The organism is Achromobacter mucicolens (genome assembly GCF_029866465.1).
Lineage (GTDB): Bacteria > Pseudomonadota > Gammaproteobacteria > Burkholderiales > Burkholderiaceae_B > Achromobacter > Achromobacter mucicolens.
Genome location: NZ_CP123364.1, coordinates 5,056,403 through 5,082,367 on the forward strand (window position 1 = coordinate 5,056,403; position 25,965 = coordinate 5,082,367).

Annotated in this window: 26 protein-coding genes; 10 read left to right on the forward strand and 16 right to left on the reverse strand. The window is 65.5% G+C overall.

The window, feature by feature from the left end; all coding sequences use genetic code 11:
- Positions 1 to 2: 2 nt before the first annotated feature.
- Positions 3 to 977 carry a D-2-hydroxyacid dehydrogenase gene (locus tag QEP15_RS23000; RefSeq protein ID WP_280148145.1) on the reverse strand — a complete coding sequence of 325 codons (975 nt, stop codon included), beginning with the start codon at positions 975 to 977 and terminating at the stop codon, positions 3 to 5.
- Between the two features lie 168 nt (positions 978 to 1,145).
- Here QEP15_RS23000 and QEP15_RS23005 point away from each other — a divergent pair, with 168 nt between their 5' ends.
- Complete coding sequence (locus tag QEP15_RS23005; protein WP_152382735.1) at positions 1,146 to 2,141, forward strand: LysR family transcriptional regulator; 996 nt, start codon at positions 1,146 to 1,148, stop codon at positions 2,139 to 2,141.
- Between the two features lie 18 nt (positions 2,142 to 2,159).
- On the opposite strand, the gene QEP15_RS23010 is transcribed toward QEP15_RS23005, so the two are convergent.
- The 3 genes from QEP15_RS23010 to QEP15_RS23020 all read right to left on the reverse strand — a co-directional run bounded on the left by QEP15_RS23010 (position 2,160) and on the right by QEP15_RS23020 (position 6,021).
- Complete coding sequence (locus tag QEP15_RS23010) at positions 2,160 to 3,134, reverse strand: Bug family tripartite tricarboxylate transporter substrate binding protein (protein ID WP_062841229.1); 975 nt, start codon at positions 3,132 to 3,134, stop codon at positions 2,160 to 2,162.
- A 133-nt stretch (positions 3,135 to 3,267) separates the two neighbouring features.
- Positions 3,268 to 4,983 (reverse strand): N-acyl-D-amino-acid deacylase family protein, encoded by a 1,716-nt coding sequence (locus QEP15_RS23015; RefSeq protein ID WP_280148146.1) that lies wholly within the window; start codon positions 4,981 to 4,983, stop codon positions 3,268 to 3,270.
- Between the two features lie 33 nt (positions 4,984 to 5,016).
- Positions 5,017 to 6,021 carry a Bug family tripartite tricarboxylate transporter substrate binding protein gene (locus QEP15_RS23020; protein ID WP_063954817.1) on the reverse strand — a complete coding sequence of 335 codons (1,005 nt, stop codon included), beginning with the start codon at positions 6,019 to 6,021 and terminating at the stop codon, positions 5,017 to 5,019.
- A gap of 166 nt (positions 6,022 to 6,187) precedes the next feature.
- On the opposite strand from QEP15_RS23020, the gene QEP15_RS23025 reads away from it, so the two are divergent.
- Entirely contained in the window at positions 6,188 to 7,168 is a 981-nt protein-coding gene (locus QEP15_RS23025) for a LysR family transcriptional regulator (RefSeq protein WP_226847301.1), read from the forward strand.
- 22 nt (positions 7,169 to 7,190) lie between these two features.
- Here the strand turns inward: QEP15_RS23025 and QEP15_RS23030 are convergent, their stop codons facing one another.
- Positions 7,191 to 7,433: a hypothetical protein gene (locus QEP15_RS23030; protein ID WP_226847303.1), complete on the reverse strand. Its 243-nt coding sequence runs from the start codon at positions 7,431 to 7,433 to the stop codon at positions 7,191 to 7,193.
- 68 nt (positions 7,434 to 7,501) lie between these two features.
- Positions 7,502 to 8,626, reverse strand: a complete 1,125-nt coding sequence (locus tag QEP15_RS23035; protein ID WP_280148147.1) for an FUSC family protein — start codon at positions 8,624 to 8,626, stop codon at positions 7,502 to 7,504.
- Positions 8,627 to 8,835: 209 nt separating this feature from the next.
- Between QEP15_RS23035 and QEP15_RS23040 the strand changes: the two genes are divergently transcribed.
- The gene (locus QEP15_RS23040; RefSeq protein WP_056324770.1) at positions 8,836 to 9,852 is read left to right on the forward strand and encodes an amino acid ABC transporter substrate-binding protein; all 1,017 of its coding nucleotides are present in this window, start codon (positions 8,836 to 8,838) and stop codon (positions 9,850 to 9,852) included.
- A 10-nt stretch (positions 9,853 to 9,862) separates the two neighbouring features.
- Here the strand turns inward: QEP15_RS23040 and QEP15_RS23045 are convergent, their stop codons facing one another.
- Complete coding sequence (locus QEP15_RS23045; protein ID WP_063954814.1) at positions 9,863 to 10,783, reverse strand: LysR family transcriptional regulator; 921 nt, start codon at positions 10,781 to 10,783, stop codon at positions 9,863 to 9,865.
- A gap of 165 nt (positions 10,784 to 10,948) precedes the next feature.
- Between QEP15_RS23045 and QEP15_RS23050 the strand changes: the two genes are divergently transcribed.
- From QEP15_RS23050 to QEP15_RS23060, 3 genes are all read left to right on the forward strand, one after another.
- Complete coding sequence (locus QEP15_RS23050; RefSeq protein ID WP_280148148.1) at positions 10,949 to 11,923, forward strand: Bug family tripartite tricarboxylate transporter substrate binding protein; 975 nt, start codon at positions 10,949 to 10,951, stop codon at positions 11,921 to 11,923.
- Between the two features lie 11 nt (positions 11,924 to 11,934).
- On the forward strand, positions 11,935 to 13,380 hold the full coding sequence (locus QEP15_RS23055) for a M81 family metallopeptidase (RefSeq protein WP_280148149.1): 1,446 nt from the start codon (positions 11,935 to 11,937) through the stop codon (positions 13,378 to 13,380).
- Between the two features lie 145 nt (positions 13,381 to 13,525).
- Positions 13,526 to 14,524, forward strand: coding sequence for a Bug family tripartite tricarboxylate transporter substrate binding protein (locus tag QEP15_RS23060; protein WP_280148150.1), 999 nt, complete (start codon positions 13,526 to 13,528; stop codon positions 14,522 to 14,524).
- 96 nt (positions 14,525 to 14,620) lie between these two features.
- Here QEP15_RS23060 and QEP15_RS23065 read toward each other — a convergent pair whose 3' ends face one another.
- The 8 genes from QEP15_RS23065 to QEP15_RS23100 all read right to left on the reverse strand — a co-directional run bounded on the left by QEP15_RS23065 (position 14,621) and on the right by QEP15_RS23100 (position 21,196).
- A complete protein-coding gene (locus QEP15_RS23065; protein WP_280148151.1) occupies positions 14,621 to 15,598 on the reverse strand; it encodes a 2-hydroxyacid dehydrogenase in 978 nt (325 codons plus the stop codon).
- Between the two features lie 16 nt (positions 15,599 to 15,614).
- Positions 15,615 to 15,824 (reverse strand): hypothetical protein, encoded by a 210-nt coding sequence (locus QEP15_RS23070; protein WP_280148152.1) that lies wholly within the window; start codon positions 15,822 to 15,824, stop codon positions 15,615 to 15,617.
- A 31-nt stretch (positions 15,825 to 15,855) separates the two neighbouring features.
- The gene (locus QEP15_RS23075) at positions 15,856 to 16,182 is read right to left on the reverse strand and encodes a 2Fe-2S iron-sulfur cluster-binding protein (protein ID WP_280148153.1); all 327 of its coding nucleotides are present in this window, start codon (positions 16,180 to 16,182) and stop codon (positions 15,856 to 15,858) included.
- 20 nt (positions 16,183 to 16,202) lie between these two features.
- Positions 16,203 to 17,396 carry an FAD-dependent oxidoreductase gene (locus QEP15_RS23080; protein WP_280148154.1) on the reverse strand — a complete coding sequence of 398 codons (1,194 nt, stop codon included), beginning with the start codon at positions 17,394 to 17,396 and terminating at the stop codon, positions 16,203 to 16,205.
- Positions 17,397 to 17,401: 5 nt separating this feature from the next.
- Positions 17,402 to 18,394, reverse strand: coding sequence for a Bug family tripartite tricarboxylate transporter substrate binding protein (locus tag QEP15_RS23085; protein ID WP_254607166.1), 993 nt, complete (start codon positions 18,392 to 18,394; stop codon positions 17,402 to 17,404).
- A 103-nt stretch (positions 18,395 to 18,497) separates the two neighbouring features.
- Entirely contained in the window at positions 18,498 to 19,067 is a 570-nt protein-coding gene (locus QEP15_RS23090; protein WP_056324755.1) for a 3-phenylpropionate/cinnamic acid dioxygenase subunit beta, read from the reverse strand.
- Positions 19,064 to 20,422 carry an aromatic ring-hydroxylating oxygenase subunit alpha gene (locus QEP15_RS23095; protein WP_280148155.1) on the reverse strand — a complete coding sequence of 453 codons (1,359 nt, stop codon included), beginning with the start codon at positions 20,420 to 20,422 and terminating at the stop codon, positions 19,064 to 19,066. The genes QEP15_RS23090 and QEP15_RS23095 overlap by 4 nt, the downstream gene beginning before the upstream one ends.
- A gap of 36 nt (positions 20,423 to 20,458) precedes the next feature.
- Positions 20,459 to 21,196: a FadR/GntR family transcriptional regulator gene (locus QEP15_RS23100; protein ID WP_223573290.1), complete on the reverse strand. Its 738-nt coding sequence runs from the start codon at positions 21,194 to 21,196 to the stop codon at positions 20,459 to 20,461.
- A 289-nt stretch (positions 21,197 to 21,485) separates the two neighbouring features.
- On the opposite strand from QEP15_RS23100, the gene QEP15_RS23105 reads away from it, so the two are divergent.
- The 4 genes from QEP15_RS23105 to QEP15_RS23120 all read left to right on the forward strand — a co-directional run bounded on the left by QEP15_RS23105 (position 21,486) and on the right by QEP15_RS23120 (position 25,014).
- On the forward strand, positions 21,486 to 21,767 hold the full coding sequence (locus QEP15_RS23105; protein ID WP_056324750.1) for a peptidylprolyl isomerase: 282 nt from the start codon (positions 21,486 to 21,488) through the stop codon (positions 21,765 to 21,767).
- A 248-nt stretch (positions 21,768 to 22,015) separates the two neighbouring features.
- Positions 22,016 to 22,948 (forward strand): 3,5-dioxohexanoate:acetyl-CoA acetone transferase, encoded by a 933-nt coding sequence (gene kce / locus QEP15_RS23110; protein WP_152382744.1) that lies wholly within the window; start codon positions 22,016 to 22,018, stop codon positions 22,946 to 22,948.
- A 34-nt stretch (positions 22,949 to 22,982) separates the two neighbouring features.
- The gene (locus QEP15_RS23115; protein WP_152382745.1) at positions 22,983 to 24,182 is read left to right on the forward strand and encodes an ABC transporter substrate-binding protein; all 1,200 of its coding nucleotides are present in this window, start codon (positions 22,983 to 22,985) and stop codon (positions 24,180 to 24,182) included.
- Positions 24,183 to 24,207: 25 nt separating this feature from the next.
- Positions 24,208 to 25,014, forward strand: coding sequence for an SDR family oxidoreductase (locus tag QEP15_RS23120; RefSeq protein WP_280148156.1), 807 nt, complete (start codon positions 24,208 to 24,210; stop codon positions 25,012 to 25,014).
- Between the two features lie 17 nt (positions 25,015 to 25,031).
- On the opposite strand, the gene QEP15_RS23125 is transcribed toward QEP15_RS23120, so the two are convergent.
- Entirely contained in the window at positions 25,032 to 25,961 is a 930-nt protein-coding gene (locus tag QEP15_RS23125) for a LysR family transcriptional regulator (protein WP_056324740.1), read from the reverse strand.
- Positions 25,962 to 25,965: the final 4 nt, after the last annotated feature.

The window sequence follows — 25,965 nt, forward strand, 5'->3', positions numbered from 1 at the left end:
CGTTACTGCCGCCACTGCCGCAGGTAATCAAGAAAGATCCGGTCCACGCGCGCCTCATTGCCATCCGAATGGCCCGCCGAATGCGGCGTGACGAATGCGTTGGGCAGCGTCCATAGCGGCGATTCGGCATCCAGCGGTTCGTGTTCGAACACATCCAGATACGCGCCGGCCAGCGTCTTTGCGCGCAGGGCTTCGATCAGTTCGGCTTCAGCCACGATCTCGCCACGCGCCACGTTGACGAGCCGGCCGTGCGGCGCCATGGCGGCGAGCACACGCGCGTTTACCAGCCCGCGTGTGCGATCGCTTAAAGGACAGGCCAACACCAGCCAGTCGGCGCGTCCGGCGATGCGTGCCAGACCCTCGAACGCATAGGTTTCGACGCCATCGGCGGGCGGCGTGGCGGCGCTGCGCACGGCGATGACGTTCAGGCCCAACATCCGCAGATATCCGGCAAGCGTCTGGCCGATTGGCCCCCATCCCACGATCACGGCGGTCTGCCCGGCCAGGTCGCGCGGCAGCAATCCTCCGATCAGTGGCGTCCACGTGCGCGCCCGCTGGGCGTCGAACAGGCGGGGAAACTCGCGAGCCAGCGACAGGATCGCGGCCAGCGCCGTCTGCGCCACCACCTGCGCATTGGCCCCGGACGACGTCGTGACGCGCACGCCGCGCGCCTTCAGTTCGCCGAAGATCGGGCGGTCGGCGCCCGCCGAATGCACGTGCACCCAGGCCAGCTTCGGCGACCGGCGCAGCGTGACGTAGAACGCCTCCAGCGGTTCAAGGACGCGATGCTTGGTCGACAGGCCCGTCACGTCGCGCGAGATGAATGCGACATCCACATCCGCCGGCTCATTGCCGTGCGCCTGGGCCGCAATGACGGCCTCGAAGGGGCGCCCGTTCAGGGCCTGGCTGATAGCGTCGCCAATCCGGTCCCGCGTCGATGCGGACATGAGGATGCGCAAGGGTTGTGGTGTGCTCATGTGGGCAATACGCCTGCAGCGCTCATTTCAGTTCGCTCCCTGTTGCGTGCGATGGAGACGGCGCGATGCGCCAGATCGAAGGAAATTCTAGAGCGCGGTTTTCTTCACTACAAATTGTTGGTTTTTGCTTATTATTCGGTTTCATCAATATATGAAACGGTGGGGAGCATGACGGCCAAACGCAGCATCACCCTGCGGCACTTTCGCAGCTTCGTCGCCGTGGCCAACACGGGTTCGTTCACCGTTGCCGCGTCGCAATTGTTCCTTACCCAGTCTTCGCTGACGGCAACGATTCAGCAGTTCGAAGACGCGGTAGGCGTCAAGCTGTTTGACCGCAGCACACGGCGCGTGGCGATGACGCCGGAGGCCGCTCGCTTCAAGGCCGAAGCCGAGCGCATCCTCAGCCAGTTCGACGGCGCCTTGAGCGATCTGGAAGCGTTGTCGCAAGGGCGTCAGGGGCATGTGCGGATCGCGGTGGTGGCGTCGGTCACCAACTACTTCCTGGGCGACGCCATCGCGGCGTTCCGCCAGGCCTATCCCAAGATCACGTTCTCGTTGCACGACGCCGGCTCGGAACAGGTGGAAAAGATGATCGCCAACGGCGACATCGATTTTGCGATTTCGACGTCGCACCATGGCTTTGACGAGCTGGTCTACACACCGCTGTTCGAAGACCGCTACGGCGTGATCTGCGCGGCGTCCTATCCGTACGCGCAAGGCGCCAAGCCCTTGAAGTGGGCTGACCTGGATCCGGCGGAATATGTGGGGTTTACCGAGGACACGGGCATCGGGGCCTTCCTGCGCGCGCATGCCGGCAAGCCTGGGTTTTTTGAGCAGCAGCACGACGAAGTGTCGCGGACGTCGTCGCTACACGCCGTGCTGCGCGGCGGCGGGCGCTACTCGATTCTGCCGGCGCTGGCGGCAAGTTCCATCGCCCCGCCGCAGACGCGGGGGAGCGAACCGGGCACGTTCGTGTTTCGGGAATTGAGTTCGCCCCGGTTGTCGCGCGAGGTCTGTCTGATTACGCGGCGACTGCGGTCGCTGTCGGCAAGTTCGGAGCTGTTCCTGCAGTACATGCGGGACGTGATCAACGAAAAGCCAGTGCCGGCGGGGGTGAAGGTGTCGGGGAAGAGGACCAGGAAGGCGGCGTCTGCCGGTGTCTGACACCTGCGCCGCCGGTGGCTACTGCACCGCGATCTTCGCTTCCTTTACCAGCTTGCCCCATTTGGCGCGTTCGGCTTCGATGTGCGCGGTGAAGTCCTGGGGCGAGCCGCCCGTGGCTTGCGCGCCCAGTTCGGTGAGCTTCTTGCGCACGGCCTCGTCGGCCAGGATCGCGTTGACCTCCTTGTTGAGCCGGTCCACTACGGCCTGCGGCGTGCCGGCGGGTGCGACCACGCCGGTCCAGGACAAGGACTCGTATCCCTTCAGGCCGGCCTCGGTCAACGGCGGAATCCCCGGCAGCACCGACAGCGGCGTGGTGCTGGTGACGGCCAGGGCCTTGACCTTGCCGGATTGCGCCAGCGGCACCGCCGACGGCGCGTTGTCGAAGATCATGTTGATCTGGCCGCCGACCAGGTCCACCAGCGCCTGGCCGCTGCCCTTGTACGGCACGTGCATCAGGTCCACGCCCGCCATGTTCTTGAACAATTCGCCCGACAGGTGCGTGGAGCTGCCCGCGCCCGAGGACGCAAAGGAATACTTGCCGGGGTTGGCCTTGGCCAGCTTGATCAGGTCGTCCACACTGGACACCGGCATGTCGTTGTTCACGATCAGCACGTTGCTGATGGAGGCGGTGTACGCCACCGGCTTCAGGTCGCGGTCGGCCTTGTAGCCTGGGTTGTTGTACAGGAACTCGTTGATGGCCAGGATGCCCGTCGTCCCAAAGAGCAGCGTCTGGCCATCGGGCGCGGACTTGGCCACCATGGCCGCGCCGATGTTGCCGCCCGCGCCCGAGCGGTTTTCGACCACCACCGGCTGCTTGAGCGCCACCGCCAGCCGCTCGGCCAGGAGCCGTCCGATCACGTCCGTCGACCCGCCGGGCGCGAAAGGCACGACCAGCGTGACCGGGCCCTTCGGATAGGCGGTTTGCGCGCCCGAGGCCGTGGCCACGCAGGACAGCACGGCCAGCGCCGCGCCGGCCAGTTTCCACTTCTTCATTTTTTTTCCCCTTGATTTTTGGGTTGCTGGTGAAGCAACCCTGCCGATCATAGGGAGCGCAATCCTGCGCCACAAATGAGAAATTCCAGTGGATTAATCGGTGCAATCAATATATTCGGGAATGCCCGGATGCTTAGCCGCGTTGCGGTCCGGCGCCGCGCAGCAGCTTGCCTGGCAGCTCGCCCGTAGCCTGGCCGCGTTCGAAGATCGGCAGGCCGTTGACCAGCGTGGCCGCGTAACCATCGGCACGCTGCACCAGCCGGCGCCCGCCGCCCGGCAGGTCAAACACCATTTCCGGGCAGTGGACCTTCAACGCATCGGGATCGATGACGTTGATGTCGGCCTTGAAGCCGGGCTGCAGCAGCCCACGATCGTGCAAGCCATACACCAGCGCGGTATCGCGGGTTTGCCGGCGCACCACGTGTTCCAGCGGCAATAGCGGGCCGCGGCGGCGGTCGCGCGTCCAGTGGCTGAGCATGAAGGTCGGCATGCTGACATCGCAGATGTAGCCGCAATGCGCGCCGCCATCCGACAGGCTGTTCACGGTATTGGCGTGCTGCATCAACTGGTGCAGGTGATCCAGGTTTTCATAGGCGTAGTTGAAGGACGGGTAATAGAGAATCGCCCGGCCGTCGTTCTCCAGCATCAGGTCGTACACCAGCTCCAGCGGCGGGCGCCCGGTGCGCGCCGCCATGGCCGCCACGCTGTCTTCGGGCAGCGGTTCGTAGTCGGGATCCTGGCCCAACCGGTAGATCTTGTGGAAGCTGCTGAATAGCGTTTCGGCCCGGCGGTCCAGCAGGCCGCGCTGCTCGCTCATGATCTTCTGGCGGACCTGCGGATCGCGCAGCTGCGCGAGCTTTTCCGGCAGGGGCAGCGCGTGCAGCGCCTGATAGGTCGGATGGGCAATGAAGGGGTGCAGCGAGCTCTGCCAGGAGAACAGGATGCCGAGCGGCCGGCCGCTGATGCCGGCCATGAGCGGCACGCCTTCGTCGCGCGCCTTGTCCAGCGTGCGCACGATCTGCTTCCAGACGTCTGGCGCGCCGTCGGTCTGCTGAAGGTTGAACAGCACCGGCAGACGATTGTGGCGGGCAAGCTGTTCCAGCCAGGGGATCTCGCCTTCCATCGCGGGATGGTTGGCCGTCATCTGGAACACGCCGTGGCCGACCTCGCCCATGACCGATCCCAGCGCGCTGATCTCTTCGCCGGTGGCGAACGTGCCCGGGGGATACTTGCGCTCGTCGTACTTGTGCAGGAAGGTCCGCGACGTCGAAAAGCCGACCGCGCCTGCCTGCAAGGCGGCCCGCACGACCTCGCGCATGGCCAGCAGGTCCGCGGGAGACGCCTCGTCGTGATGAATGGCGCGATCGCCCATCACGTATGCGCGCACCGCGCTGTGCGGAATCTGCGCGCCGATGTCCAGCGCCTTGGGCCGCCGGTCCAGCGCGTCCAGGTACTCGGGGAACGTCTCCCAGTCCCATTCGATGCCTTCCGACAGTACCGAGCCCGGAATGTCCTCGACGCCTTCCATCACCTTGATCAGCCATTCGCGCCGGTCGGGCTTGACCGGCGCAAAGCCCACGCCGCAGTTGCCCATGATGGCGGTGGTGACGCCATGCCATGTCGACGGACTGAGATACGGATCCCATGTCGCCTGGCCGTCGTAATGGGTATGGATGTCGACCCACCCCGGCGTCACCAACGCGCCCGCCGCGTCGATTTCTCGCCGCGCCGCGCCCGCCTTGCCGCCGGCCTGGACGATCGTGCCGCCGTCGATGGCCAGGTCGCCCACCCGGGCGCTGGCGCCCGAACCGTCCACCAGCGTGCCGCCGCGTATCACTACATCGTGCATCGTTGTCTCCCGGGGCCCGTGGGCCCGTCAGCCTTATTCCAATACCAGCCCGATCCGGCGGATCACGTCGCCCCACCGCGCGCTGTCGCGCTGCACGATGGCCGAGAACTCCTTTGGCCCCGCACCACTGACCTCATTGCCCTGCGACAGGATGGTCTGGGTGATCTCCGGGGTCTCCAGCGCGGCGCGAAACACCTGGGCGACGCGCTCGGCCAGTGCGGGCGGCATGTCGCCCGGACCGAAGATGCCTTGCCAGCCCACGATGTTCAGTCCCTCGATCCCCTGCTCTTCCAGCGTGGGCAGTTCTGGCAGCACGCTCAGGCGCCGGTCCGTGGCCGGGCCCAGCAGCTTGACCTTGCCGGCACGCGCGTTCTCGACCGCTGTGGCGGTGCCATCGAAGTAAACCTGCACGTCGCCCGCCAAGAGCGCGCGGCTGGCGTCGGCGGTGCCTTTGTAGGGCACGTGGACGATGTCGGTGCCCGTCTTCATCTTGAGGATCTCGCCATTCAGGTGCGAGGTTGATCCGGCGCTGTACGAGGCGTAGTTGAGCTTTCCAGGATTTGCCTTGGCGTAGGCGATCAGCTCGGCTGTCGTGGAGAACGGCGCGTTGTTGTTGGCGACCAGCACGGTGGCCGATCTGACCGCCTGCAACACCGGCGTGAAGTCCTTGACCGGGTCGTACGGCAGCTTTTTGTAGAGGTGCGGATTCTGCGTGTGCGTGACCACGATGGTGTACAGCAGCGTATAGCCGTCCGGCTTGGCGCGCGCCACGTCCTGCGCGCCGATCATCGTGCCCGCGCCCGGCTTGTTGTCGATGATGACGGAGGCGCCTGTCTGCTGCGATACCTTGGCCGCCAGCATGCGCGCCAGCGAATCCGACCCCGACCCCGCCGGGAACGGCACGACCATGCGTATCGGCTTGCCCGCGGCGGGCCAGGCGTCGGGTTGCGGGGATGGCGCCGCGACGGCCGCCGTACAGGCCAGCATGCTCAGCGCGGCGGCCCAGCCCGCCAGATGGAAGATCGGCTTGCGGTTCATGTTGTCTCCTCCTGCGAGGTTGGCGTGTCGCGGGGCCGCGCAGCGCTCTGTGTCGTGTTTTCCCGGGTTCTTGCAGCGTTTTCACCGACCCGTGGTCAAGCTGTTTTAGTCTTGCAATTGACTCGAATCAATTGCATATTTGGCGCAATTCCGATGAGAAAAATACATGGGCCTGACGATCCGTTCGCTCCAGCACTTTTCCGTCCTTGCCGAAGAGCGGCACTTCTCACGGGCGGCCCAGCGGCTGCATCTGACGCAGTCGGCGCTGACGCGCAGCATCCAGTCCCTTGAAGAGACGCTGGGCCTGGTGCTGGTGGATCGCGCGTCGATCGGCGTGACGCCGACGCAGGCGGGAAAAATGGTTCTCGATCGTTCGCGCCGCATCCTGGGCGATGTCCTCGCCCTTCGGCGCGAGGCCGAATTGATGAGGGGCCATGACACGGGACGCGTGAGCTTCGGCGTCGGGGCCTTTCCGGCGGCGGGGTTTCTGTCGCCGCTGCTGGTCCGCCTGGCGCACGATCATCCCGGCCTGAGCGTGCATGTCGAGATCGAAAGCTGGCAGCGCCTGCTCGACAAGCTGTTGCAGGACAAGCTGGACTTTGCCGTGGCGGTGACGCACAGCCTGCCGCCGCCGGCCGACTTCATCGTGCGTGCGCTGCCGCCGCAGCACGGCGGCCTTTTCGTGCGGGCCGGGCATCCGCTGCAATCGGTGCGAAAACCCAAGCTGCGCGCCGCCTTGGCGCAATATCGCCTGGCCGCCACCGACCTGCCGCAGCGCGCGCGGGAGTACCTGGCCAAGCTGTATCAGGTGGCGGGCGTGGATGAACTGCCGATTGCGTTTGAATGCGACAGCGTCAGCGCGCTGCGCGACGTAGCCGTGGGAAGCGACGTGGTGCTGTTCTGCACGCGCGAGGCCATCGTCGCCGAACTGGCGCAAGGGACGCTCGTGCCTTTGCCGCTGCCCTACCCGGCGTCAGGTCCGCTGACCTACAGCGTCATCCACCGCGCCCGGCGCAGTTTGTCGCCTACCGCGGAACGCATCATCACGTTGGTGCAGGCGTATCTGGCCGGCGAAGGGGGGGATGATGCGGCGCCGCCGCGCGGGCGGCGGCGAAGTGCCGGCGCGAAATCTGCGGCGAAGGGCTGACACCCGCGCCGCATCAAGACATTCAAGTCCCCGCGCCGGGTTCCTGTTCGCGCCGCTCCGCCGCTTCCTGCGCGGCGACGTCTTCCAGCTTGACCTGACTGGTGCTGCCATGCGTGGCGGCGCATTGGGCGGGATTCTGGGTGCTTTTGACGCACTCAGCAAACGCCAGCGCCGCGTCGACGGTCGCGAAGTGATACGAATGACCGTCGGCGAACGCGACCTTTCCTTCAACAGAACAATCCATGAGTGCCTCCAGGTTGCGCAAACGCCCATCCTATCCGAGCCGGCAGGGAAAATCGACCTCCGCGGCGTCCAGCCGGGGCAGGACGACGGTCAATTCACCCGCTGCGGCAGCACTGCCCGCATCCAGCGGGACAGTGTCGGGCGGATGCGTTGGCTGTGCAGCAGCACGGCGCCAAGCACGCCGATGAATGCCCCGAGCGCCGTGTCCACGAAGCGCGCCTCGATCACATCGACGGGATAGCCCTGCCCCAGATGCGGCGCCTCGGCCAGGAAGATGGTCAGGGGCGTGATCAGCGCCACCGCGCTGGCGTAATGGCGCACCACCAGCGTTTCGATGCCGAACGACAGCGCCATCATCACCACGCTCAGCGTCCAGACATTGAGCGGCAGGCTGAGCAGCGCCCAGGCCACGCACAGGCCCACGGCGGTGCCCAGGATACGATGCATCTGCCGGCTCCACGCCGCGCGCAGGCTGGCGCCCTGGATGATCGCCAGGCAACTGACAGGCACCCAGTACGGCCGCTGAAGTTGCAGCAGTTCGGCCACCAGCAATGAGATGCCGACGAACAGCCCGATGATGACGGAGTCGTACACAACGAAATCGAACGTGGGCTTGGGCAGCTCGACATGCGGCGGCGGCGGGGCCACGCGCGTCATGTGCAGCGAATACGCAAAGGCCACCAGGCAGGCGACCAGACAACCCAAGGCCACCATGCCCACGCGCAATGGCACGTCTTCGATGGTGCCTGGCGTGTAGGCGGCGATCGCCGTGGCCATGATGAAGAACAGGCTGCCCGGCGGTCCCAGGCGGTAGCAGCGGCACACCATGTTCACCACCATCGCGATCAGCGTCAGCGCCGCAATCGTGGCGGTTGGCCAGAACTGCGTCAGCGCGCCCAGCGCGTAGCAGGCGACCATGCCGAAGGACGCCGCCAGCAGCATCATCATGCGGATCTGCAACGAGGCGTTGGGCAGGCTCAGGAACACCATCCCGCCCAGGCTGGACATCAGTCCGTAATCCATGCGCCCGAAATACGCGCCCACCATCAGCGGCAGACCCGACGACAGCGCGGCGGCCAGCGGCATTTCCCAGCGGCGGTCGCTGGCGGTGACCCGCGTCAGCTCGGTCCAAGTGCCGTGCAACTGGTCCTTGACGAAGGCGAACGGGCGCCTCGGACGATTGTCTGGCCCTGCGGGGTCGTCATGTCGATTCATAGGCTGGCGTGGCGGTGTGGCGTTTTCCGGCCGCTGGCGGCCTGGAAGCAGGCGGCAGGCCGGGCATGCCCGATTCTATCCCCATCAAATTCCGCCTCCCGGATTTAACGGGAATTCCCTGATTCTCCCTCCCGGACCCACTGGTACTATGCGCCGCACTTCAGCCTTCGGCTGAACGATAAACATGCGCCACGCGGCGCGGAGACACCATGAAAGCACTCAAACTGGCTGCGGCAGGAACCGCCTTGTTCATTTCGTCCTGGACCGCCCACGCCGGCGCGACCTTCGAGGCGGTCAAGAGCAAGGGCTTTGTCCATTGCGGCGTATCCACGGGCGTCGCGGGCTTTTCCGTGAACGACAGCAAGGGCGGCTGGATCGGCCTGGACGTCGACCTGTGCCGCGCGCTGGCCATCGCCCTGTTCGGCGACGCGTCCAAGGCCAAGATCCAGGCGATCAGCGCGGTCCAGCGCTTTACCGCCCTGCAATCCGGCGAAGTCGACGTCCTGACCCGCAACACCACGCTCACCCTGACCCGCGACACGACGCTGGGCCTGATTGGCGTGGGCGTGAACTACTACGACAGCCAGGGCATCATGGTGAACAAGTCCCTGGGCGTGAAGAGCGCCAAGGAACTGGAAGGCGCCACCGTCTGCGTGCAGCCCGGCACCACCACCGAACTGAACCTGGCGGACTGGTTCCGCTCGCAGAACGTGAACTTCAAGCCGGTCGTCGTGGAACGCCTGGACGAGATCATCCGCGCCTTCGCCGTGGGCCGCTGCGACGCCTTCACCGGCGACAAGTCGCAATTGGCCGCCGCGCGCAGCAACCTTGAGAATCCGGAAAAGTACGACATCCTGCCGGAGAACTTCTCCAAGGAACCGCTGGGCCCGATGGTTCGCCAGGGCGACGAGCAATGGTTCAACCTGGTCCGCTGGACCATGAACGCCATGCTGGAAGCCGAGGAATACGGCGTCACGTCCAAGAACGTGGACGAGATGCTGAAAAGCACCAACCCGAACATCCAGCGCCTCTTGGGCGTGACGCCGGGCATGGGCAAGAACTTGGGCGTCGATGACAAATGGGCCTACAACATCATCAAGACCGTCGGCAATTACGGCGAGAGCTTCGAGAAGAACCTGGGCCCGAACAGCCCGCTGAAACTCGAGCGCGGGCTGAATGCGTCGTACCGCAACGGCGGGCTGATGTACGGCTGGCCCGTCCGGTAATCCAGCGGATTCAGGCCTTGCCTGCGCCGAATAGAGGCGAGGCCTGGATGCGGTCCAGCATTTCCCTCACTGCACCCGTCAGCGGCCTGTTGGCCCTGACCATCAGGCGCGATTGCGCCGCTTCAAAAATCGGATTGGTGGTGCGAAGCGCCACCAGCTCGCCTCTTGCGACCTCTTTCACGACGGAATTGGCCGATGTGAACGCCAGTCCCAACCTGCACTCGACATAGCGTTTGAGCGTGACGACCGAGTTGGCGATGAAGCTGGGCGCAAGGACCGTATTTTCGGACAGCTCGGCCATCTCGATCAGCTGCCGCAACCCGAAGCCGGGCGCCATCAGCGCGACCGGATATTTCGCGACGTCACGCAGTGCCGGGCGCTTGCGTTGACGAGCCAAGGGATGATCGGGCCAGGCAATCACGCAGAGCGGGTGCGTGCGCGTGTCGACCACGCGAATGGCCGGGTCGGCTGGCGCACCAAACACCACACCGATATGCGCGTCGTCATGCACCACCGCCCGCACGGCATCTGAAGCGCCGGCCACCCGCAGCGAAACCCGCACGCCCGGATGCTGCCGGCAGAACGCGTCAACCGCGCCGCTCATCAGGATATCGACGAAGCCCTCGCTGGCAACGATCTGGATATCACCACGCTGCAGGCCATTGACCTCGTCCAGACGCGCCCGCAACGCCTGTTCGCTGGCCTGCCTGTCGCGGCAATGGTCCATCACGATGGCCGCCATGTCGGTCGGCACGATGCCGCGGCCCTTGCGCTCGAGCAGGGCCACGCCCAGTTCCTTTTCCAGAAGCTGGATCTGGCGGCTGACGATCGACGGCTCGACGCCAAGCCGCTCGGCGGCGCCACGTACCGAACCAGTGGTCACCGCTTCAAAGAAGTACTGCAAGCGCCGCGCGCTCAGCCCGCCATCCATGTCTGTCTCCCCGCGCCCGTCGGCCTCAAAGCAATCGTTGCCAAATAGGCAACAAAATCGCGCCAAGCTTACATTGATTACGCGGCATGGGATTGCCAATAATGCGCCTGACCGAAGCCCCGCCGGCGCCCGCCGGCCCCCCTTTTCCTTTTCGAGCCGACACGCATGAAACCCTTCGCTTCAATCCTGGCAGCCGCGACGCTTGCCGTGTTCTGCCAGCAAGCCGCCGCCGCGCCGGAGACGGCTTATCCTTCGAAGCCCGTGAAAATCGTGGTCGGCTATGCCCCGGGCGGATCGTCCGACGCGGTTGCGCGCCTTGTCGCGGGCCGCCTGTCGGAGCGACTGGGACAGACCTTCGTCGTGGAAAACCGGCCGGGCGCCGCCAGCAACATCGCGGCGGCGGGCGTGGCGCGTTCGCCCGCCGACGGCTACACGATCCTGCTCGGCTCCAACGCCAGCACGATAAACGTGTCGCTCTACAAGGATCTGCCCTTTGATTTCCAGAAGGACTTTGCGCCGGTGGCGCTGTTGACGCGCTTTCCGAACATCATGGTGGTGAACAACACTGTGCCGGCCAAGACGGTGTCGGAATTCATCAGCTACGCGAAGGCCAACCCCAAGGGCATTTTCTTCGCATCGTCCGGCGCGGGCTCTTCCACGCGCCTGTCGGCAGAACTGTTCAAGACGATGGCCGGCGTGGAGATGGAGCACGTCCAGTACAAGGGCAGCGCGCCCGCGTTGACCGACCTGATGGCCGGCCGGATACAGGTGATGTTCGATACCGCGCCGTCGGTCATGCCCCTCATCCAGGGCGGCAAGCTGCGCGCGCTGGGCGTCACCAGCGCCAGCCCGCAACCGTTTGCGCCCGAGATCCCGACGATCGACGCCAGCGGCGTCAAAGGTTATGAAGTGACGTCCTGGTATGCCCTGTTCATGCCGGCGGGCACGCCTGCCGGCATCGTCGACAAACTGAACCAGGAAGTCAACGCGATCATGGCCGAAAAGGATACGCAGGAAAAGCTTGCCGGCATGGTCGCCACGCCGGGCGGCGGCACGCCGGAAGAATTGCGAAAACACGTCGCCGATGAGATCGTGAAATGGGGCGCGGTCATCAAGGCCTCCGGCGCCACCGTGGACTGAGCAGGCGGACCATGCGCGTATTCACCGGTTCGCTGGCCACCGAAACCAACACGTTCTCGCCGCTGCCCACGTCGCTGGCGGACTTCGCCGATAGAGGGCATTACCCCGCCGGCACGCACCCGCGGGAAATGACCATCTTCAGCGGCCCCCTGTGGGCTGCCCGCCAGCGCGGCGCGGAGCACGGCTGGAAGGTGATCGAAGGCATGACGGCGGGCGCGCAACCTGGTGGCATCACCACGCGGCACGCCTATGAAACCCTGCGCGACGAACTGCTCCAGGACCTGCGCGGCGCCTTGCCCGTCGATATGGTGGTCCTGGGGCTGCATGGCGCAATGGTGGCGCAGGGCTATGAGGATTGCGAGGGCGACCTGCTTGCCCGCGTGCGTGCCCTGGTTGGCCCCGACGTCGTGGTCGGGGCCGAACTGGACCCGCATTGCCATCTGTCCGACGCCATGGTGCACAACGCCGACATCCTGGTGGCATACAAGGAATATCCCCACACCGACATCCGGGAACGCGCCCTGGAATTGGTGGACTTCTGTGCCGCGCAGGCCGCCGGACGCATCAAACCGGTGTCGGCGGTCGTCGATTGCGGGATGGTCGTCACCATCCGGACTCCCCAGGAGCCGGCTCGAAGCTACATCGATCGCCTCATGGCGCAGGAGGGACGCAACGGCATTCTTTCCATTTCGGTCGTGCACAGCTTTCCGTGGGGCGACGTTCCCGACATGGGCACCAAGATCCTGGTGTACGCGGACCGCGACGGCGCCGCAGCCCAGACCCTGGCCCGGCGCCTGGCCGATGAACTGATCGGCATGCGCGAGGCGCTGGCTCCCGCTTGCCCACAGCCCGACGAGGCCATCAGCCAGGCGCTGGCGTGCGGGGTGACGCCCGTGGTGATCGCCGATGCCGCCGACAATCCTGGTGGCGGCGGGGCGGGTGACGCGACCTTCTTCCTGCATTGCCTGCGCGAGCGCAACGTGCGCAATGCCGTGGTGGGGCCGGTCTGGGACCCCGTTGCCGTGCGTATTGCGTTCAGCGCCGGCGTCGGCGCGCGCCTGCAACTGCGCATCGGCGGCAAGATCAGTCCAATGTCGGGCGCCCCGATCGACCTGTCCTGCACCGTCAAGGCGTTGGCGCCGGACATGGTCATGACGGGGCTGTCGGGCTCGCCTTGCGCCGTGGGCAACGCGGCGCGGATAGATGCGGATGGCATCGAGATCGTGCTGATCAGCGTGCGCGCGCAAGCGCTGCATACCGACGTGTTTACACAGCTGGGCTGCCGGCTTGAGGACAAGACGCTCATCGTGGTCAAGTCCGCGCAGCACTTTCATACCGCCTTCGCGCAGATCGCGCGCCACGTGATCTATGCGGACGCGCCCGGCTCGGTGTCGTTGAATCTTGCCGCACTGCCCTACCGCCGCATCGTGCGCCCGAAGTGGCCAATCGACCCCTGAACTGCGCCCCCCTAGGGTAAGCCGCAATTTGCGTGCTCTCGCGTGGCCCGTACCGTACGAGAAATATGTTTATCGTACAAAGTTCGGATCAAATTTTTGGAGCAGCACGTGAAGCAGTAGGTCTATAACCCAAGGGGAAGTCGTCATGAAACGTCGTAGTGCGTTGAAGCTGATGGGGGCCACCGCCGGCCTGCACCTTACCGGCGCAAGCTGGGCACAGAGCGGGCCGTATCCGTCCCGCGTCATCAAGATCATCGTCTCTTCCACACCAGGCAGCGCCACCGACCTTGCAGGACGGCTGGTGGGCGACCTGCTCTACGCCAAGTACGGCCAGAGCGTGGTGATCGAAAACCGCGCCGGCGCGGGCGGGGTCATCGGCATGCAGGCGGCCGCTGCCTCACGGCCTGACGGCTACACCCTCACCACCGGGGGCCTGGGCCACAACGTGCTGCCGCCCGCCACGCTGCGCGGCCTGCCGATCGACATTCCAACCGCCCTCCTTCCGATCGCCCAGGTAGCCGAGTTCGTCAACGCCCTGGTCGTGCGCGTGGACCACCCCGCCAACACGGTGCCCGAACTGATCGAATACCTGCGTGCCACGAAGCGTAAACCGCTATATGGCAGCAACGGCGTCGGCAGTTCGTCGCAGATGACGGCCGAGCTCTTTGCCATGCGCACCGGGTTGAAGTTCGACCACGTGCCCTACAAGGGCGCCAGCGAGGCGCTGGTCGGAACGGCCAATGGCGACCTGGACCTCTGTTTCATGAACCTGCCGCCCACGCTGGCGATGGTGGACGGCAAGCGCCTGAAGGCCTTGGCGGTGACCAGCGCCTACCGCGCGCGCCAGCTTCCCAACGTGCCGACCATGCAGGAACAGGGCATGAAGGACTTCGACGTGACGAGCTGGCTGGGCATGTATGCGCCCGCGCAGGTCGATCCGGCGATCATCGCGCAGCTGTCCAACACCATCGTCACGGGACTGGCCGCGCCGGAATACCAGACCCGCATCATCAACGCCGGCTTCGAACCCAAGCTGCGCGACGCGGCGCAGTTCCAGGCGTTCTCCAAGGCGGAACTCAAGCGCTGGAGCGAGGTCGCGCGGCAAGCGGGGATCGTGGTGGATTACGGCGGGAAACAGGGATAAGGGGCATGGATTAGGGGCCGCCTCGGCGGCCCCACCTAGGCGGCCCCACCTCGCAGGCCTTCAATCAACGGGCCGCTGCTTTGCCTGCCGGACGCGTCACGCGCGCGCCTGCCAGACCTCGGGGTTGACCATCGCCTGCGGCGACTTTCCGCCCAGTGCATCCATCAGGTTGGCCACCGCCAGGTCGATCATCGCGCGCCGCGTTTCGTGCGTGGCGCTGCCCACGTGCGCCTGCAGCACCACATTCGGCAAGGCGCAGAGCGGGCTGTCGGCCGGCAGCGGTTCTTGCTCCATCACGTCCAACCCCGCGCCTGCGATGGTGCCGGCACGCAACGCGTCGATCAGCGCCGCCTCGTCGATGACCGGGCCGCGCGCCGTGTTGATCAGGTACGCCGTCGGCTTCATCAAGCCGAGCTCGCGCTTGCCGATGGAATGGCGCGTTTCCGCGGACAGGGGGATGTGCACGCTCAGCACGTCCGACGACTTGAAGAGTTCGTCGCGCTCGACATAGGTGGCCAGGCCTTCGGCCTGCGGATCTTCGCGGCGGTTGTGGTAGATGACCTTCATGTCGAAGGCCTGCGCCGCGCGGGCCACGACACGGCCGATGCGTCCCATGCCCAGCAGTCCCAGCGTCTTGCCGCGGATGTCGCGCGTCAGCGGAAAGGCACCCTTGGTCCATGCGCCGCTGCGCACGAAGGCGTCGCCCGCCACCAGGTTGCGCGACAGGCACAGCATCAGGCCGATCGTCACGTCGGCCACCGCGCCATCCAGCACGCCGGGCGTGTTGCAGATCAGCACCTTGCGCTGTGTGGCGGCCGCCAGATCGACGTTATCGAATCCCACGGCGAAGTTCGAGCTGACCTTCAGCGCGGGCAAGGCGTCCAGCAAGGCTTGATCGACCTTGGTGCGCACCGTGCAGACCATGCCTTCGATATTCGCGCGCGCATCCGCGCCCAGCACCTCGGCCGGATTCTGTCCGGTGGGCACTTCGACGATTTCGCAACGCTCGGCCAGCTGCTCGCGCAGATCGGGCGGCACGGGCGCGGAGACGATGACTTTGGGCTTTTGATTCATGGGGGCTCCAGAGGGTTCAGGGTTCGATTGCTTCGACGTCGGTGGCAAACACCTGCTGCTCACCGGCGTCGACCAGCGCGGGCTCTGCCGGATGATCCAAGTACCGGACAATCAGCCAGAAGCCGTCCTGCGGGTTCTCGAGGATCTCGGCCAACGCGCCGCCCGCCATGCGCACGCGCACGCCGGGTTGCAGATCGACGAGGTTGATGGATTTGTTGTCGGCCATGCGGTTGCTCCTTGGGGTTCGGACGCGCTGGCTACAGCTCGAGCTGCGATGACGGCACGCGCACGCGGATGCCGTCCAGTTCGGGCGTCATGATGACCTGACAGGACAGGCGGCTGGTCGGGCAGCGCTCGGGCACCACTTCCAGCAACGCTTCCTCGGCCATGCCGGGCGGCTCCAGCCGCGCGTGCCAATCGACATCCACCTGCACGTGGCAGGTGCCGCAGATGGCGCCGCCGCCGCATTCGGCGACGATGCCTTCCAGGCCGTCGCGCCGAGCGGCTTCCATCAGCGACCAGTCATCGGGCACATCCAGCACCTGTTCGGCGCCATCGGGCAATTCAAATATCGCAACGGGCATGTTGTCTCCAGAAGGTTTGATCACGCCGTGGCCGCAGCCACTTCGGGCGCGCCGATGCGCGGCACGCCCTTGATGAACTCCACCGGGCTATCGACCGCCTCGATCGCGGCCAGGCGGCCGTGCTGATAGCGTTCGACCAGCCATCCCTTGGCCGTGGGCAGCAATACATCGCGGCACGGCGCGGCCGGATCGACCAGGCCGGCCATCTGCAGACGGCGGCCCTGTTGTTCGGACCAGAACGTGGGCGGGCGCAACGCGGGCGGCGCCTTGCCCGCGATGGCGGCGGCCGCCGTGCGCGCCTGTGCCAGCGCGTTCTGCACGCTCTCGATGCGGGCATAGCGCTGCAGCTCGCCCCGAAAGGCGCTGGCGCAGTCCCCGATGGCGTAAACATCGGGTGCGGACGTGCGGCAGCATTCGTCCACGACCACGCCGTCCAGGCAGATGAGTCCCGCCGCCTCGGCCAGCGCCGTCTCGGCCACCGCGCCAATCGACACCAGCACCAGGTCGGCATCGATGGCCTCGCCCGTTGCCAGATGCGCGCGCCATCCGGATGCCGTGCGTTCCCAGCGCTGAACCGCAGCGCCGTGGCGGATCTCGATGCCGGCCTCGCGGTGCAGGTCGCCCAGCCGTGTGGCCGTGGGCTCGGACACCTTGCCCGCCATCACGTTGCCGCCCTGCTCCAGCACCAGCACTTGCGCGCCCAGCTTGCGCGCCGAGCAGGCCGCTTCCAGTCCCAGATATCCGGCGCCGACCACCAGCAGCCGGATGCCCGGCCGCAGCGCCTCGCGCAGCCGGTGCGCGTCGTCCAGGCCACGCACCGAGAACACCTGTTCGCCCGCCACGTCGGCCATGCCGCGCGCGCTGGCGCCCGTGGCAAGCACGCAATGCTCATACGCCACGACGCGGCCCGACGCCGTGCGCAGCGTGTGCGCCGCAGTATCGATGGCGGCCACCGGGTCACCCGCCACCACCATTACGCGCGACTTTTCGTAAGCGCTGCCCGCGCGCAACGCAATGCGCTCGGCGCTGGTTGAACCGGTCAGCAGGGCCTTGGACAGCGGCGGCCGTTCGTAGGGTGCATGCGTTTCGGCGCCAAAGAGCGCCACGTCGCCTTCCACCCCCGCCGCGCGCAGGGCCCACGCACACTCCACGCCCGCATGTCCTGCACCGATGATGGCGGTGTGAACCCGCTGCAGGGCCGATGTCGTTTCCATGATGCTCAGGCTCCGAATTTCAGGGAGATGCTGGCCTTGGTGGCGACCTGCTTCCAGCGCGCAAGTTCGGCGCGGTTCAGTTCCGCAAACGCATCCGCTCCCGTGGGCCTGGGCTCAAAACCCGCGGCGCTCAAGGTTTCCACCGACTGAGGCAGCGCCATGCCTTCCTGCAACGCCGCGCTCAGCTTCTGCACCACCTCGGGCGGCATGCCAGCCGGTCCGTACAGTCCCAGCCAGCTCGTCACATCGAAATCCGCCACGCCTTGCTCGGCCATCGTCGGCACATCCGGCAGCTGCTTGCTGCGATAGCTGCTGGTGACGGCGATCGGGCGAATCGACCCTTTGCGGATCAGTCCCATCACCGGCGGCAGATTGCTGAAACTGAAGTCCAGGTTGCCGTTGACCACGTCCACCAGCATCTCGCCGCTGCCCTTGTAGGGCACGTGCAGCAGATTGGTGCCTGTGTGCTGCGCGAAGAACGCGGTGGTCAGGTGCACCGACGAACCGATGCCGTTGGAGCCGTAGTTCAGGCCATCCTTGCTACGTTTTCGCGCCGTGGCGATCAGGTCGTCGACGCTGCGTATCGGCGAGTCGGCCCGCACGATCAGCACGTTGATGAATTCGGCCATCTGCGCAATCGGCGTGAAGGCGCGCGACGTATCGAGCGGCAGGCCGGTCACCGTGGCCATCGGCAGCACCATGCCGCCCAGCCCATTGAGCAGCAGCGTGTAGCCGTCCGCCGGCGCGGAAGCCACCTGCTGGCTGCCGATCATGCCGTTCGCACCCGGCCGGTTCTCCACCACCACGGGCTGGCCAAACTTGCGCGTGAGGATTTCTCCCGCCAAACGCCCCGCCACGTCCGTGACGCCGCCCGGCGGATACGGCACGATCAGGCGGATCGGCTTGCTGGGGTAAGCCGCGTCGGCGCCCCACGACATTCCCGTTGCCGACATCGCGGCCGCGCCGGCAATGGCCTTCAGTACAGTACGTCTTTGCATGCTGCAACTCCAGGTATGGGCGAGCGCGTCCTGTCGGCGGTCAGGCCCCGAGTGGAAGAAAAACCATCGAATGCCGGCAGACGGGCCGGCTCCGGCAACGGCGCTAGAAGAAGATCGTCAGCGCCTTCGATAAGAGGACGTTCTGGTCCAGGTGGATTTCGCGCGACAGAATGGTGAAGCGCCCGTCGCGCCTGCGCAGCACGTCCTCGCGCTTGCCCACGAACAGGTTCACTTCGGACTGCAGGCGGTTCTGGTAGATCAGAAAGCGCGAACGCACCCGCACCAGGTCGCCGCCGCCGTCGTCCGGCGTCACGTCCAGCACGCGGATGTTGGTCACCAGATGCGATACGCGCGAGGCCGGTTCCTCGGCCCAATGAATGCCCGTCTTGATCTGCGCCACACGCTGGCGCAGCGTGTCGATGCCTTCGTCAAACCACGCCGCATCCTGCTTGCCGGAGTATTCCTGCGCCATCGCGTCGCGGCGCACGTTGCGCGTGAGCGGCATGCGATACGTGATGTCCTCGTCCAGCAGGCCCAGCCACTTGTCGAATTCCCGGTGGTCCAGCAGGTCGGCCTCAAAGTGCAGGAAGCGATGCGCCTCCCACCAGAGCAGCATGTCGTCCACGCTGTCGTCCTGCGCCACCGGCGGCGCGTTTTCCACGGTTGCGTTCATGCCGCCTCCTCCAGGCGCACCGCGCCCGCCATCAGTTGGTCCCATGACAGGCCGTTCATGAACTGCGCCCAGCGCCGGTAGTAGATGCGGGCGTTTTCCTCGGTGTATTCACCGTTGACCGCACAGCCCGGAATCTCGGGCACGTCTTGCCGGTGGCCCACGCCCATCTGGTAATTGAAGTACAGCTCGCGCGACATCGCCCCCATGCTGGCCTCGGTGGCGCCCGTCCAGTTCTCCATGTCGTCCGATTCCGTCATGCCGCCCGGGCCGGAGTAGCGCAGGAAATAATGGCGCGCCGCTTCCTTGACTGCTTCGGGCGCATCCTTGTCCACCAGGTACATGCGCCACATCTCCATCTCGGTCGAACTGATCGGATGAAACACCGCCAGCGTGCGCGGCTGACGGCCATGGAAGGACATATTCGGGAAGATCGTGCCCACGCTGGTCTGCACGCGCATCGCCGCGCCCAACGTGCGCTCGCGGTGTTCGTGGATCTCGCGGTAGTACGCCTCGACTTCCGGATAACGCGCGTATTGGGGCGCGTACGGCCCTTCCTCGTAGAACGGCAGCCGGCCCAGCAGCCCGTGGCCCAGTTCAGGAAAGCAGATTGCCGAGCGCGTGGCGGATGCATCGCGCCGCCCCTTGCCGCCGCCCGGGCCGATGCCCACGATGTCCACGGATCGGTGGCTGATGTCGTGGTACAGGTCCCCAATGAAATTCTCGGGCGCGAATTTCCAGTTGCACTTCACGCGCCACTTCTGCACGCCGCCCATCACCTCGGAGCCGCCCGGACTGCCGTTTCGATGGTCCAGCGCCGCGTCCAAGTACAGCCGCATGTTGCCGATGTAGTCCAGGAACGGCGGCGCGTTGGGATCCCACGTTGCCCAGATGGCGCCCTTGTAGTTCACCACCTGCGCCACCGTCTTCAGGCCCCACTGCTTCTTGTCCAGTTCGCCCTTGTAGTGCGTGGCGTGGCCGGGCACGCCGACCAGCTCGCCGGGCCGTTCCACCAGCTTGCCGTCGGTGGAAAAGCTCCAGCCGTGGTACGGACAGGTAAACGTCCGGTTGTTGCCATGGTCGTAGCGGCACAGCTTCATGCCGCGATGCGCACAGCTGTTCAGCATGACCTGAATCTGCCCCTGCCGGTCGCGCGTCAGGATCACCGATTCCGTGCCCATGCGCGAAACAAAGTAGTCGTCCGGTTTGGGCACCAGGCTTTCGTGCCCCACGAACAGCCACGCGCGCGAGAAGATCTGCTTCAGTTCCTGCTGGAAGATCTCTTCGTCCACGAAGATGGACCGGCTGACCAGTCCCTCGTCGGCGCGCACCAACTCATCGATCGTCTTCTGACCCATCACCACTTCCCCTTGGAGGATGCCCTTAGTGGGCGCCTACGGCTTGTCGGCCGTGGCCGCCGCTGTACGCAGACGTGCTTCCGTGTTGTCGACGTGCGTGCGCGCGTGCTGCCGTGCAAGTTCCACGTCGCCCTTCTCGATGGCGGCAAACAGCGCCTCGTGCTCCTTTTGCGCCTGCGCCCCGCGCCCCGCGATCTTGGCCGACCGCGAACGCGACACGCGCAGGTTCTTTTTGAGCAACACCGCCAGGAAATCGAAGAAATTCAGATAGTGTTCATTGCGCGTCGCACGCGCCACGCAGCGGTGGAACTCCATGTCGGCATCGACGCCCACCGCTACATCTCCGGACGCAATCGCGTCGGCCATCTTGCGCAGCGCCAACCGCATGGCGGCCAGATCGTCCTCGTCACGCCGGGCCGCCGCCAACGGCGCGGCCTCGATCTCGAAGCCGCGGCGCAGTTCCACGATGCGCAGCACCTGATCCGCATCGCCAATATCCGCGGCCTGCATGCGCAACACCGACGGCCGCGCCGTCTGCATGACGGTCAGCCCGCGGCCCTGCTTGCTCTGCACGATGCCATCGCCCTTCAGGCGGGAAACCGCTTCGCGCAGCACCGTGCGCGAAACGCCAAGCCGGGTGGCGATGGTCTGCTCTGGGGGCAGCACCTCACCGACCTGGTAATCGCCGCTGGTGATCTCGTCCAGCAGCATCTCGGTCACACGATCCGTCAGATTGGGCTCCGACGTAAACGGCACGACCGCGTCTTTTTTCAACAGTACTCGGGAAGCTGAATCAGGCATAGGAAGTCTCGTCCGAAAACGTGCATCTCATTGCCAGCCCGCGTTGCCTCGGCTGTGGACACGCCCCGGGAGGGGCGTGTTGAAAATACGATAATCGTATAAGGATATGAGGGGGTATTAGGGGAAGTGCGGGGGTGCGCCCCCTCCCGCTTACCGTCTGTGACCCGGGGCCGGATCACTCCCCGTTTATGATGCCGGGGTAGCGAGTTCACGCGAATGCGTTACTCTCCCCTCCCCAAATCAGTCTGCAAGGAGTTCCCTCATGGCACAAGCCTCCGCCCGTCACATCCTCGTTTCCACCGAAGCGAAGGCCAACGAACTCAAGACCGCCATCGAGAATGGCGCTGACTTCGCACAGCTCGCCAAGGAAAACTCGAGCTGCCCGTCGAGCCGCGACGGTGGCAACCTGGGTACCTTCGGCCCGGGTCAGATGGTCAAGGAATTCGACACCGTCGTGTTCAGCGCCCCGGTCGGCCAAGTGCAAGGTCCGGTCAAGACCCAGTTCGGCTACCACCTGGTTGAAGTGACCAGCCGCAAGGACTAAGTCCTCGAAGCCGTTCGGCAAAAGCCGCCGCCAGGAGTGATCCTGGCGGCGGCTTTTTTTCGTGCTCCGGCCGCGTGAATGGCACGCTGCAGCGCAGCACCGGATTCCCTATCAATTGATAATTTCTGTTCAGGTGACAGGACCCGAAGCCCTGCGACAGAATGGCCCACACCCGGAGGAGACAGCCGGGGCCATAAAGATCCGTAGCGACATATTCACAGCGGCAACCTGCCGCGCGCCAGAGGCCCATGAAACAGTCCAGAAAGGTCATCATCACCTGCGCCATCACCGGTTCGGTCCATACGCCGTCGATGTCGCCTTACCTGCCCGTCACGCCTGAAGAGATCGCCCGGTCGGCGCTTGATGCCGCCCAGGCGGGTGCGGCGATCGTGCACCTGCATGCGCGACAGCCGGACACGGGGCAACCCACGCAGGATCCGGCGTTGTACGCGCAATTCCTGCCGCGTATCAAGGAAGCTTCGGACGTGGTGGTCAACATCACGACGGGCGGATCGCCGGTGCTGCCGATTGCCGAGCGCATGGCGCCGGCGTTGCAGTTCAAGCCCGAAGTGGCGTCGCTGAACATGGGGTCGATGAACTTCGGGATGTACGAGCTGCTGGAGCGGTTCAAGACGTTCACGCAGGCTTGGGAGCGGCCGTATCTGGAGGGCAGCAACGACCTGATCTTTCGCAACACGTTCAAGGATATCGAGCACATCCTGTCGTCGTGCGGCGATAACGGCACGCGCTTTGAGATCGAGTGCTACGACATCGGCCATCTTTATACCGCCGCGCATTTCGTGGACCGCAAGCTGCTCAAGCCGCCGTTTCTGATCCAGTCGGTGTTCGGCATCCGCGGCGGCATCGGCACGCACCCCGAGGACGTGATGATGATGAAGCGCACGGCTGACCGGCTGTTCGGCGACGACTACATCTGGTCGGTGCTGGCCGCCGGCCGCAAGCAGACGCCGCTTGCGACGATGGCGGCGACGATGGGTGGGAACGTTCGCGTAGGCCTGGAGGATTCATTGTGGGACGGGCCCGGCGAGCTGGCAAAGTCCAACGCGGATCAGGTGCACCGCATCCGCCGCATCCTGGAAGACCTGTCCTTGCAGATCGCCACGCCGGACGACGCGCGAGCGACGCTGCAACTGAAGGGACGCGGCCACGTCGCGTTCTGAATACATACACATCCACCCAGTGGGGAGACGAGACATGAAAAAGACGTTGCGCGCGACGGCATTGGCCGCGCTGTTGGGAATGGCAGGTGCGGCACAGGCCGATGACGGCGTGATCCGAATCGGGTTCATCACGGATATGTCCGGACTGTCCGCGGACGCCGACGGACCTGGCGGCGTCGAGGCCATCAAGATGGCGATCGCGGACCTGGGCGGCACGGTGGCTGGAAAGAAGGTGGAGGTATTGGTTGCGGATCACCAGAACCGGGCCGATATCGCGTCGTCCCGCGCGCGGGAATGGCTGGACCAGCGCGGGGTGAACATGCTGATTGCGGGCGCGAATTCGGCGGCGGCGTTGGCAATGGCGAAGGTGGCCGAGGAAAAGAAGACGCCGTTCTTCGTGGTGAGCGCGGGTGCTTCCGAACTGACGAACGCGCAATGCACGCCCTATACCGTGCACTACGTGTACGACACGGTGTCGCTGGCGCGCGGCACGGCGCGCGCGATGATGAAGGAAGGCAACAAGGACTGGTATTTCCTGACGGTGGACCACGCGTTCGGCCATGCGCTGGAGCGCGATGCATCCAAGGTGGTGCAGGCCGACGGCGGCAACGTCAAGGGCCGGGTGCGGCATCCGCTGAACACAGCGGATTTCTCGTCGTTCATCCTGCAGGCGCAGGCCTCCGGCGCGCAGGTGCTGGGCCTGGCCAATTCCGCCAGCGACACCAGCAATGCGGTCAAGGCGGCCAACGAATTTGGACTGACGCCCAAGATGAAGATCGCCGGCCTGCTGGTGCTGATCACCGACGTGCATGCGCTGGGCCTGCCGGCGGCGCAAAACATGTATTTGACGACGGCATGGTACTGGGACCAGGACGACCCGTCGCGCAAGTGGGCGTCGCGCTTTGAGGCCGTGATGAAGAAGAAGCCGTCCATGCTGCAAGCCGGCGACTATTCCGCCGCGACGACATACCTGAAGGCGGTGGAAGCCACCAAGAGCACCGATGGCGACACCATCATGAAGTGGCTGAAGGCCAATCCCGTGAACGACTTCTTCGTCAAAGACGGCAAGATCCGCGCGGACGGGCTGATGGTGCACGATATGTTCCTGATGCAGGTGAAGACGCCTGCGGAATCCAAGGCGCCGTGGGACTACTACAAGCTTGTGGCGCGTGTGCCAGGCACCCAGGTGTATACGTCGCCCGAGGAATCGACCTGCCGCCTGATGAAGCCCTGACGCCATGAATCAATCCGGAAATCCCATGACGACCCCCGAGGCGCTCGCCGCCCTTCCTGTTGACCTGTCTGGAAAGCGCGTCATCGTGACCGCGGGCGCGTCCGGCATCGGCGTCGCGCTGGTCGACGCCTTTGCAGAACGCGGCGCCCGCGTTCACTTGTGCGATGTCGATGAACAGGCGCTGGCCAGTTGCCGTCACCCGTGGGCGCGCGCGGACGTGGGCAGCCGCGACGAGATCGACCGCTACATGCAGACCGCGCTATCGCATCTGGGCGGGCTGGACGTGCTGGTGAACAACGCCGGCATTGCCGGGCCCACGGCAGGCATCGCCGACATCACCGCGCAAGAGCTGGACGCGACGCTTGACATCAATCTGGCCTCGCAGTTCCACACCGTGCGCCATGCGTTGCCCGCCCTGCGCGCGTCGGGCGGCGGCAGCATCATCAACATCAGTTCGGTGGCGGGACGGATGGGCTTACCCATGCGCACGCCATATGCGGCCACCAAATGGGGCGTGGTGGGCCTGACGCGTTCGCTCGCGATGGAACTTGGGCCGCTCAACATCCGCGTCAATGCGCTACTGCCGGGGCTGGTGGCCGGACCGCGCATCGATCGGGTGATCGCCGCCCGCGCCAAGAACATGGGATTGTCGGTCGAAGAGCAGACACGGCTGGAGTTGTCGGGCGTCAGCCTGCGGCAGTTCGTGCGCGCCGCTGACATCGCAAACATGGCGCTGTTTCTCGCAAGCCCTTACGGGGCCATGGTCAGCGGCCAGGCGATCAGCATCGACGGCGATCTGCAATCGCTGCCGTGGCAGCCCCCGGCGCAATAAGCCCGGCGCAATTACCGCTATTGCAGCAACGCGATTGTCTCTGCATACACGCCCTGCCGCCGCGCCTGCGCCGTGGATCGCAGGGCGTCCAGCAGGCGCGCGGTCAGCTCGTTGTTGCGGGACTCGGTGCGGGTGATCAGCAGGAAATCGAACCACTGCCGGGAGGCGAGCGGCACGGCCACCAGATCCGGAAACGACGTCACGATGTCGGACGCGGACAGCGCGTTGACCAGGCTGATGCCCTTGACGGCGCGCACCGTACCCGGCAGCAGCGACATATGCGCCTGCATGCCGGAGCGCAACAGCAACGAATCGGCGATGTCGCCCTGCGCCACGACATAGTCGGACCACAGCGGCTTGACGTAGGTGTCCGGCGGGATGTCGAGCACCGTGATGGCGTCGCGCCCGGCCAGCGGATGTTCGCGATGCGCGATCGCCATGACGTCCGCACGCAGGAATGGCGTGAACGTCAGCCGCGTGCTGTCCCGGCCGACAGCGCCCAGGCCGAAGTCGGCGCGCATGGTTTCCACGGCGCTGATGACCTGCATGGACGACTCGACATCGATGGAGAACGGGCGCGTGCCGTTGATGTCCAGATAACGGCGCACCGCGTCGGGCGCGTAGCCCAGCGCCAGCGCGGGTGACGAGGCGATGCGCAGCCCGCGGCCGCCGAATTGTTCGATGCTGTGCAGGGCTTCGTCGATGCGCACCAGTTCGTCCAGCACGAACTTGGCTTCGCTGTAGAGATATTGCCCCGCTTCCGTCGGACGCAGTGTTTTGTGCGACCGGTCGAACAATTGAACGCCCGTGGCGCTTTCCAGACGCGATATTGCGTGGCTGATGGCGGGCTGCGTCAGGTGCATGGCCAGCGCGGCCTGACGCGTCGAGCCGGTCATGACGACGGCGTAGAAGATTCGCAGGTCGTGGATGTTGAAGTTGCGCTTCATGCGG

What these genes read in the sequence shown, in the direction of transcription:
- QEP15_RS23045 (WP_063954814.1), bottom strand. Translation starts at nt 10,783, where the DNA reads ATGGATGGCGGGCTGAGCGCGCGGCGCTTGCAGTACTTCTTTGAAGCG.
- QEP15_RS23020 (WP_063954817.1), bottom strand. Translation starts at nt 6,021, where the DNA reads ATGAACCGCAAGCCGATCTTCCATCTGGCGGGCTGGGCCGCCGCGCTG.
- QEP15_RS23050 (WP_280148148.1), top strand. Translation starts at nt 10,949, where the DNA reads ATGAAACCCTTCGCTTCAATCCTGGCAGCCGCGACGCTTGCCGTGTTC.
- QEP15_RS23065 (WP_280148151.1), bottom strand. Translation starts at nt 15,598, where the DNA reads ATGAATCAAAAGCCCAAAGTCATCGTCTCCGCGCCCGTGCCGCCCGAT.
- QEP15_RS23080 (WP_280148154.1), bottom strand. Translation starts at nt 17,396, where the DNA reads ATGGAAACGACATCGGCCCTGCAGCGGGTTCACACCGCCATCATCGGT.
- QEP15_RS23105 (WP_056324750.1), top strand. Translation starts at nt 21,486, where the DNA reads ATGGCACAAGCCTCCGCCCGTCACATCCTCGTTTCCACCGAAGCGAAG.
- QEP15_RS23085 (WP_254607166.1), bottom strand. Translation starts at nt 18,394, where the DNA reads ATGCAAAGACGTACTGTACTGAAGGCCATTGCCGGCGCGGCCGCGATG.
- QEP15_RS23090 (WP_056324755.1), bottom strand. Translation starts at nt 19,067, where the DNA reads ATGAACGCAACCGTGGAAAACGCGCCGCCGGTGGCGCAGGACGACAGC.
- QEP15_RS23055 (WP_280148149.1), top strand. Translation starts at nt 11,935, where the DNA reads ATGCGCGTATTCACCGGTTCGCTGGCCACCGAAACCAACACGTTCTCG.
- QEP15_RS23120 (WP_280148156.1), top strand. Translation starts at nt 24,208, where the DNA reads ATGACGACCCCCGAGGCGCTCGCCGCCCTTCCTGTTGACCTGTCTGGA.
- kce (WP_152382744.1), top strand. Translation starts at nt 22,016, where the DNA reads ATGAAACAGTCCAGAAAGGTCATCATCACCTGCGCCATCACCGGTTCG.
- QEP15_RS23115 (WP_152382745.1), top strand. Translation starts at nt 22,983, where the DNA reads ATGAAAAAGACGTTGCGCGCGACGGCATTGGCCGCGCTGTTGGGAATG.
- QEP15_RS23095 (WP_280148155.1), bottom strand. Translation starts at nt 20,422, where the DNA reads ATGGGTCAGAAGACGATCGATGAGTTGGTGCGCGCCGACGAGGGACTG.
- QEP15_RS23070 (WP_280148152.1), bottom strand. Translation starts at nt 15,824, where the DNA reads ATGGCCGACAACAAATCCATCAACCTCGTCGATCTGCAACCCGGCGTG.
- QEP15_RS23000 (WP_280148145.1), bottom strand. Translation starts at nt 977, where the DNA reads ATGAGCACACCACAACCCTTGCGCATCCTCATGTCCGCATCGACGCGG.
- QEP15_RS23015 (WP_280148146.1), bottom strand. Translation starts at nt 4,983, where the DNA reads ATGCACGATGTAGTGATACGCGGCGGCACGCTGGTGGACGGTTCGGGC.
- QEP15_RS23075 (WP_280148153.1), bottom strand. Translation starts at nt 16,182, where the DNA reads ATGCCCGTTGCGATATTTGAATTGCCCGATGGCGCCGAACAGGTGCTG.
- QEP15_RS23040 (WP_056324770.1), top strand. Translation starts at nt 8,836, where the DNA reads ATGAAAGCACTCAAACTGGCTGCGGCAGGAACCGCCTTGTTCATTTCG.
- QEP15_RS23035 (WP_280148147.1), bottom strand. Translation starts at nt 8,626, where the DNA reads ATGAATCGACATGACGACCCCGCAGGGCCAGACAATCGTCCGAGGCGC.
- QEP15_RS23060 (WP_280148150.1), top strand. Translation starts at nt 13,526, where the DNA reads ATGAAACGTCGTAGTGCGTTGAAGCTGATGGGGGCCACCGCCGGCCTG.
- QEP15_RS23125 (WP_056324740.1), bottom strand. Translation starts at nt 25,961, where the DNA reads ATGAAGCGCAACTTCAACATCCACGACCTGCGAATCTTCTACGCCGTC.
- QEP15_RS23005 (WP_152382735.1), top strand. Translation starts at nt 1,146, where the DNA reads ATGACGGCCAAACGCAGCATCACCCTGCGGCACTTTCGCAGCTTCGTC.
- QEP15_RS23010 (WP_062841229.1), bottom strand. Translation starts at nt 3,134, where the DNA reads ATGAAGAAGTGGAAACTGGCCGGCGCGGCGCTGGCCGTGCTGTCCTGC.
- QEP15_RS23025 (WP_226847301.1), top strand. Translation starts at nt 6,188, where the DNA reads ATGGGCCTGACGATCCGTTCGCTCCAGCACTTTTCCGTCCTTGCCGAA.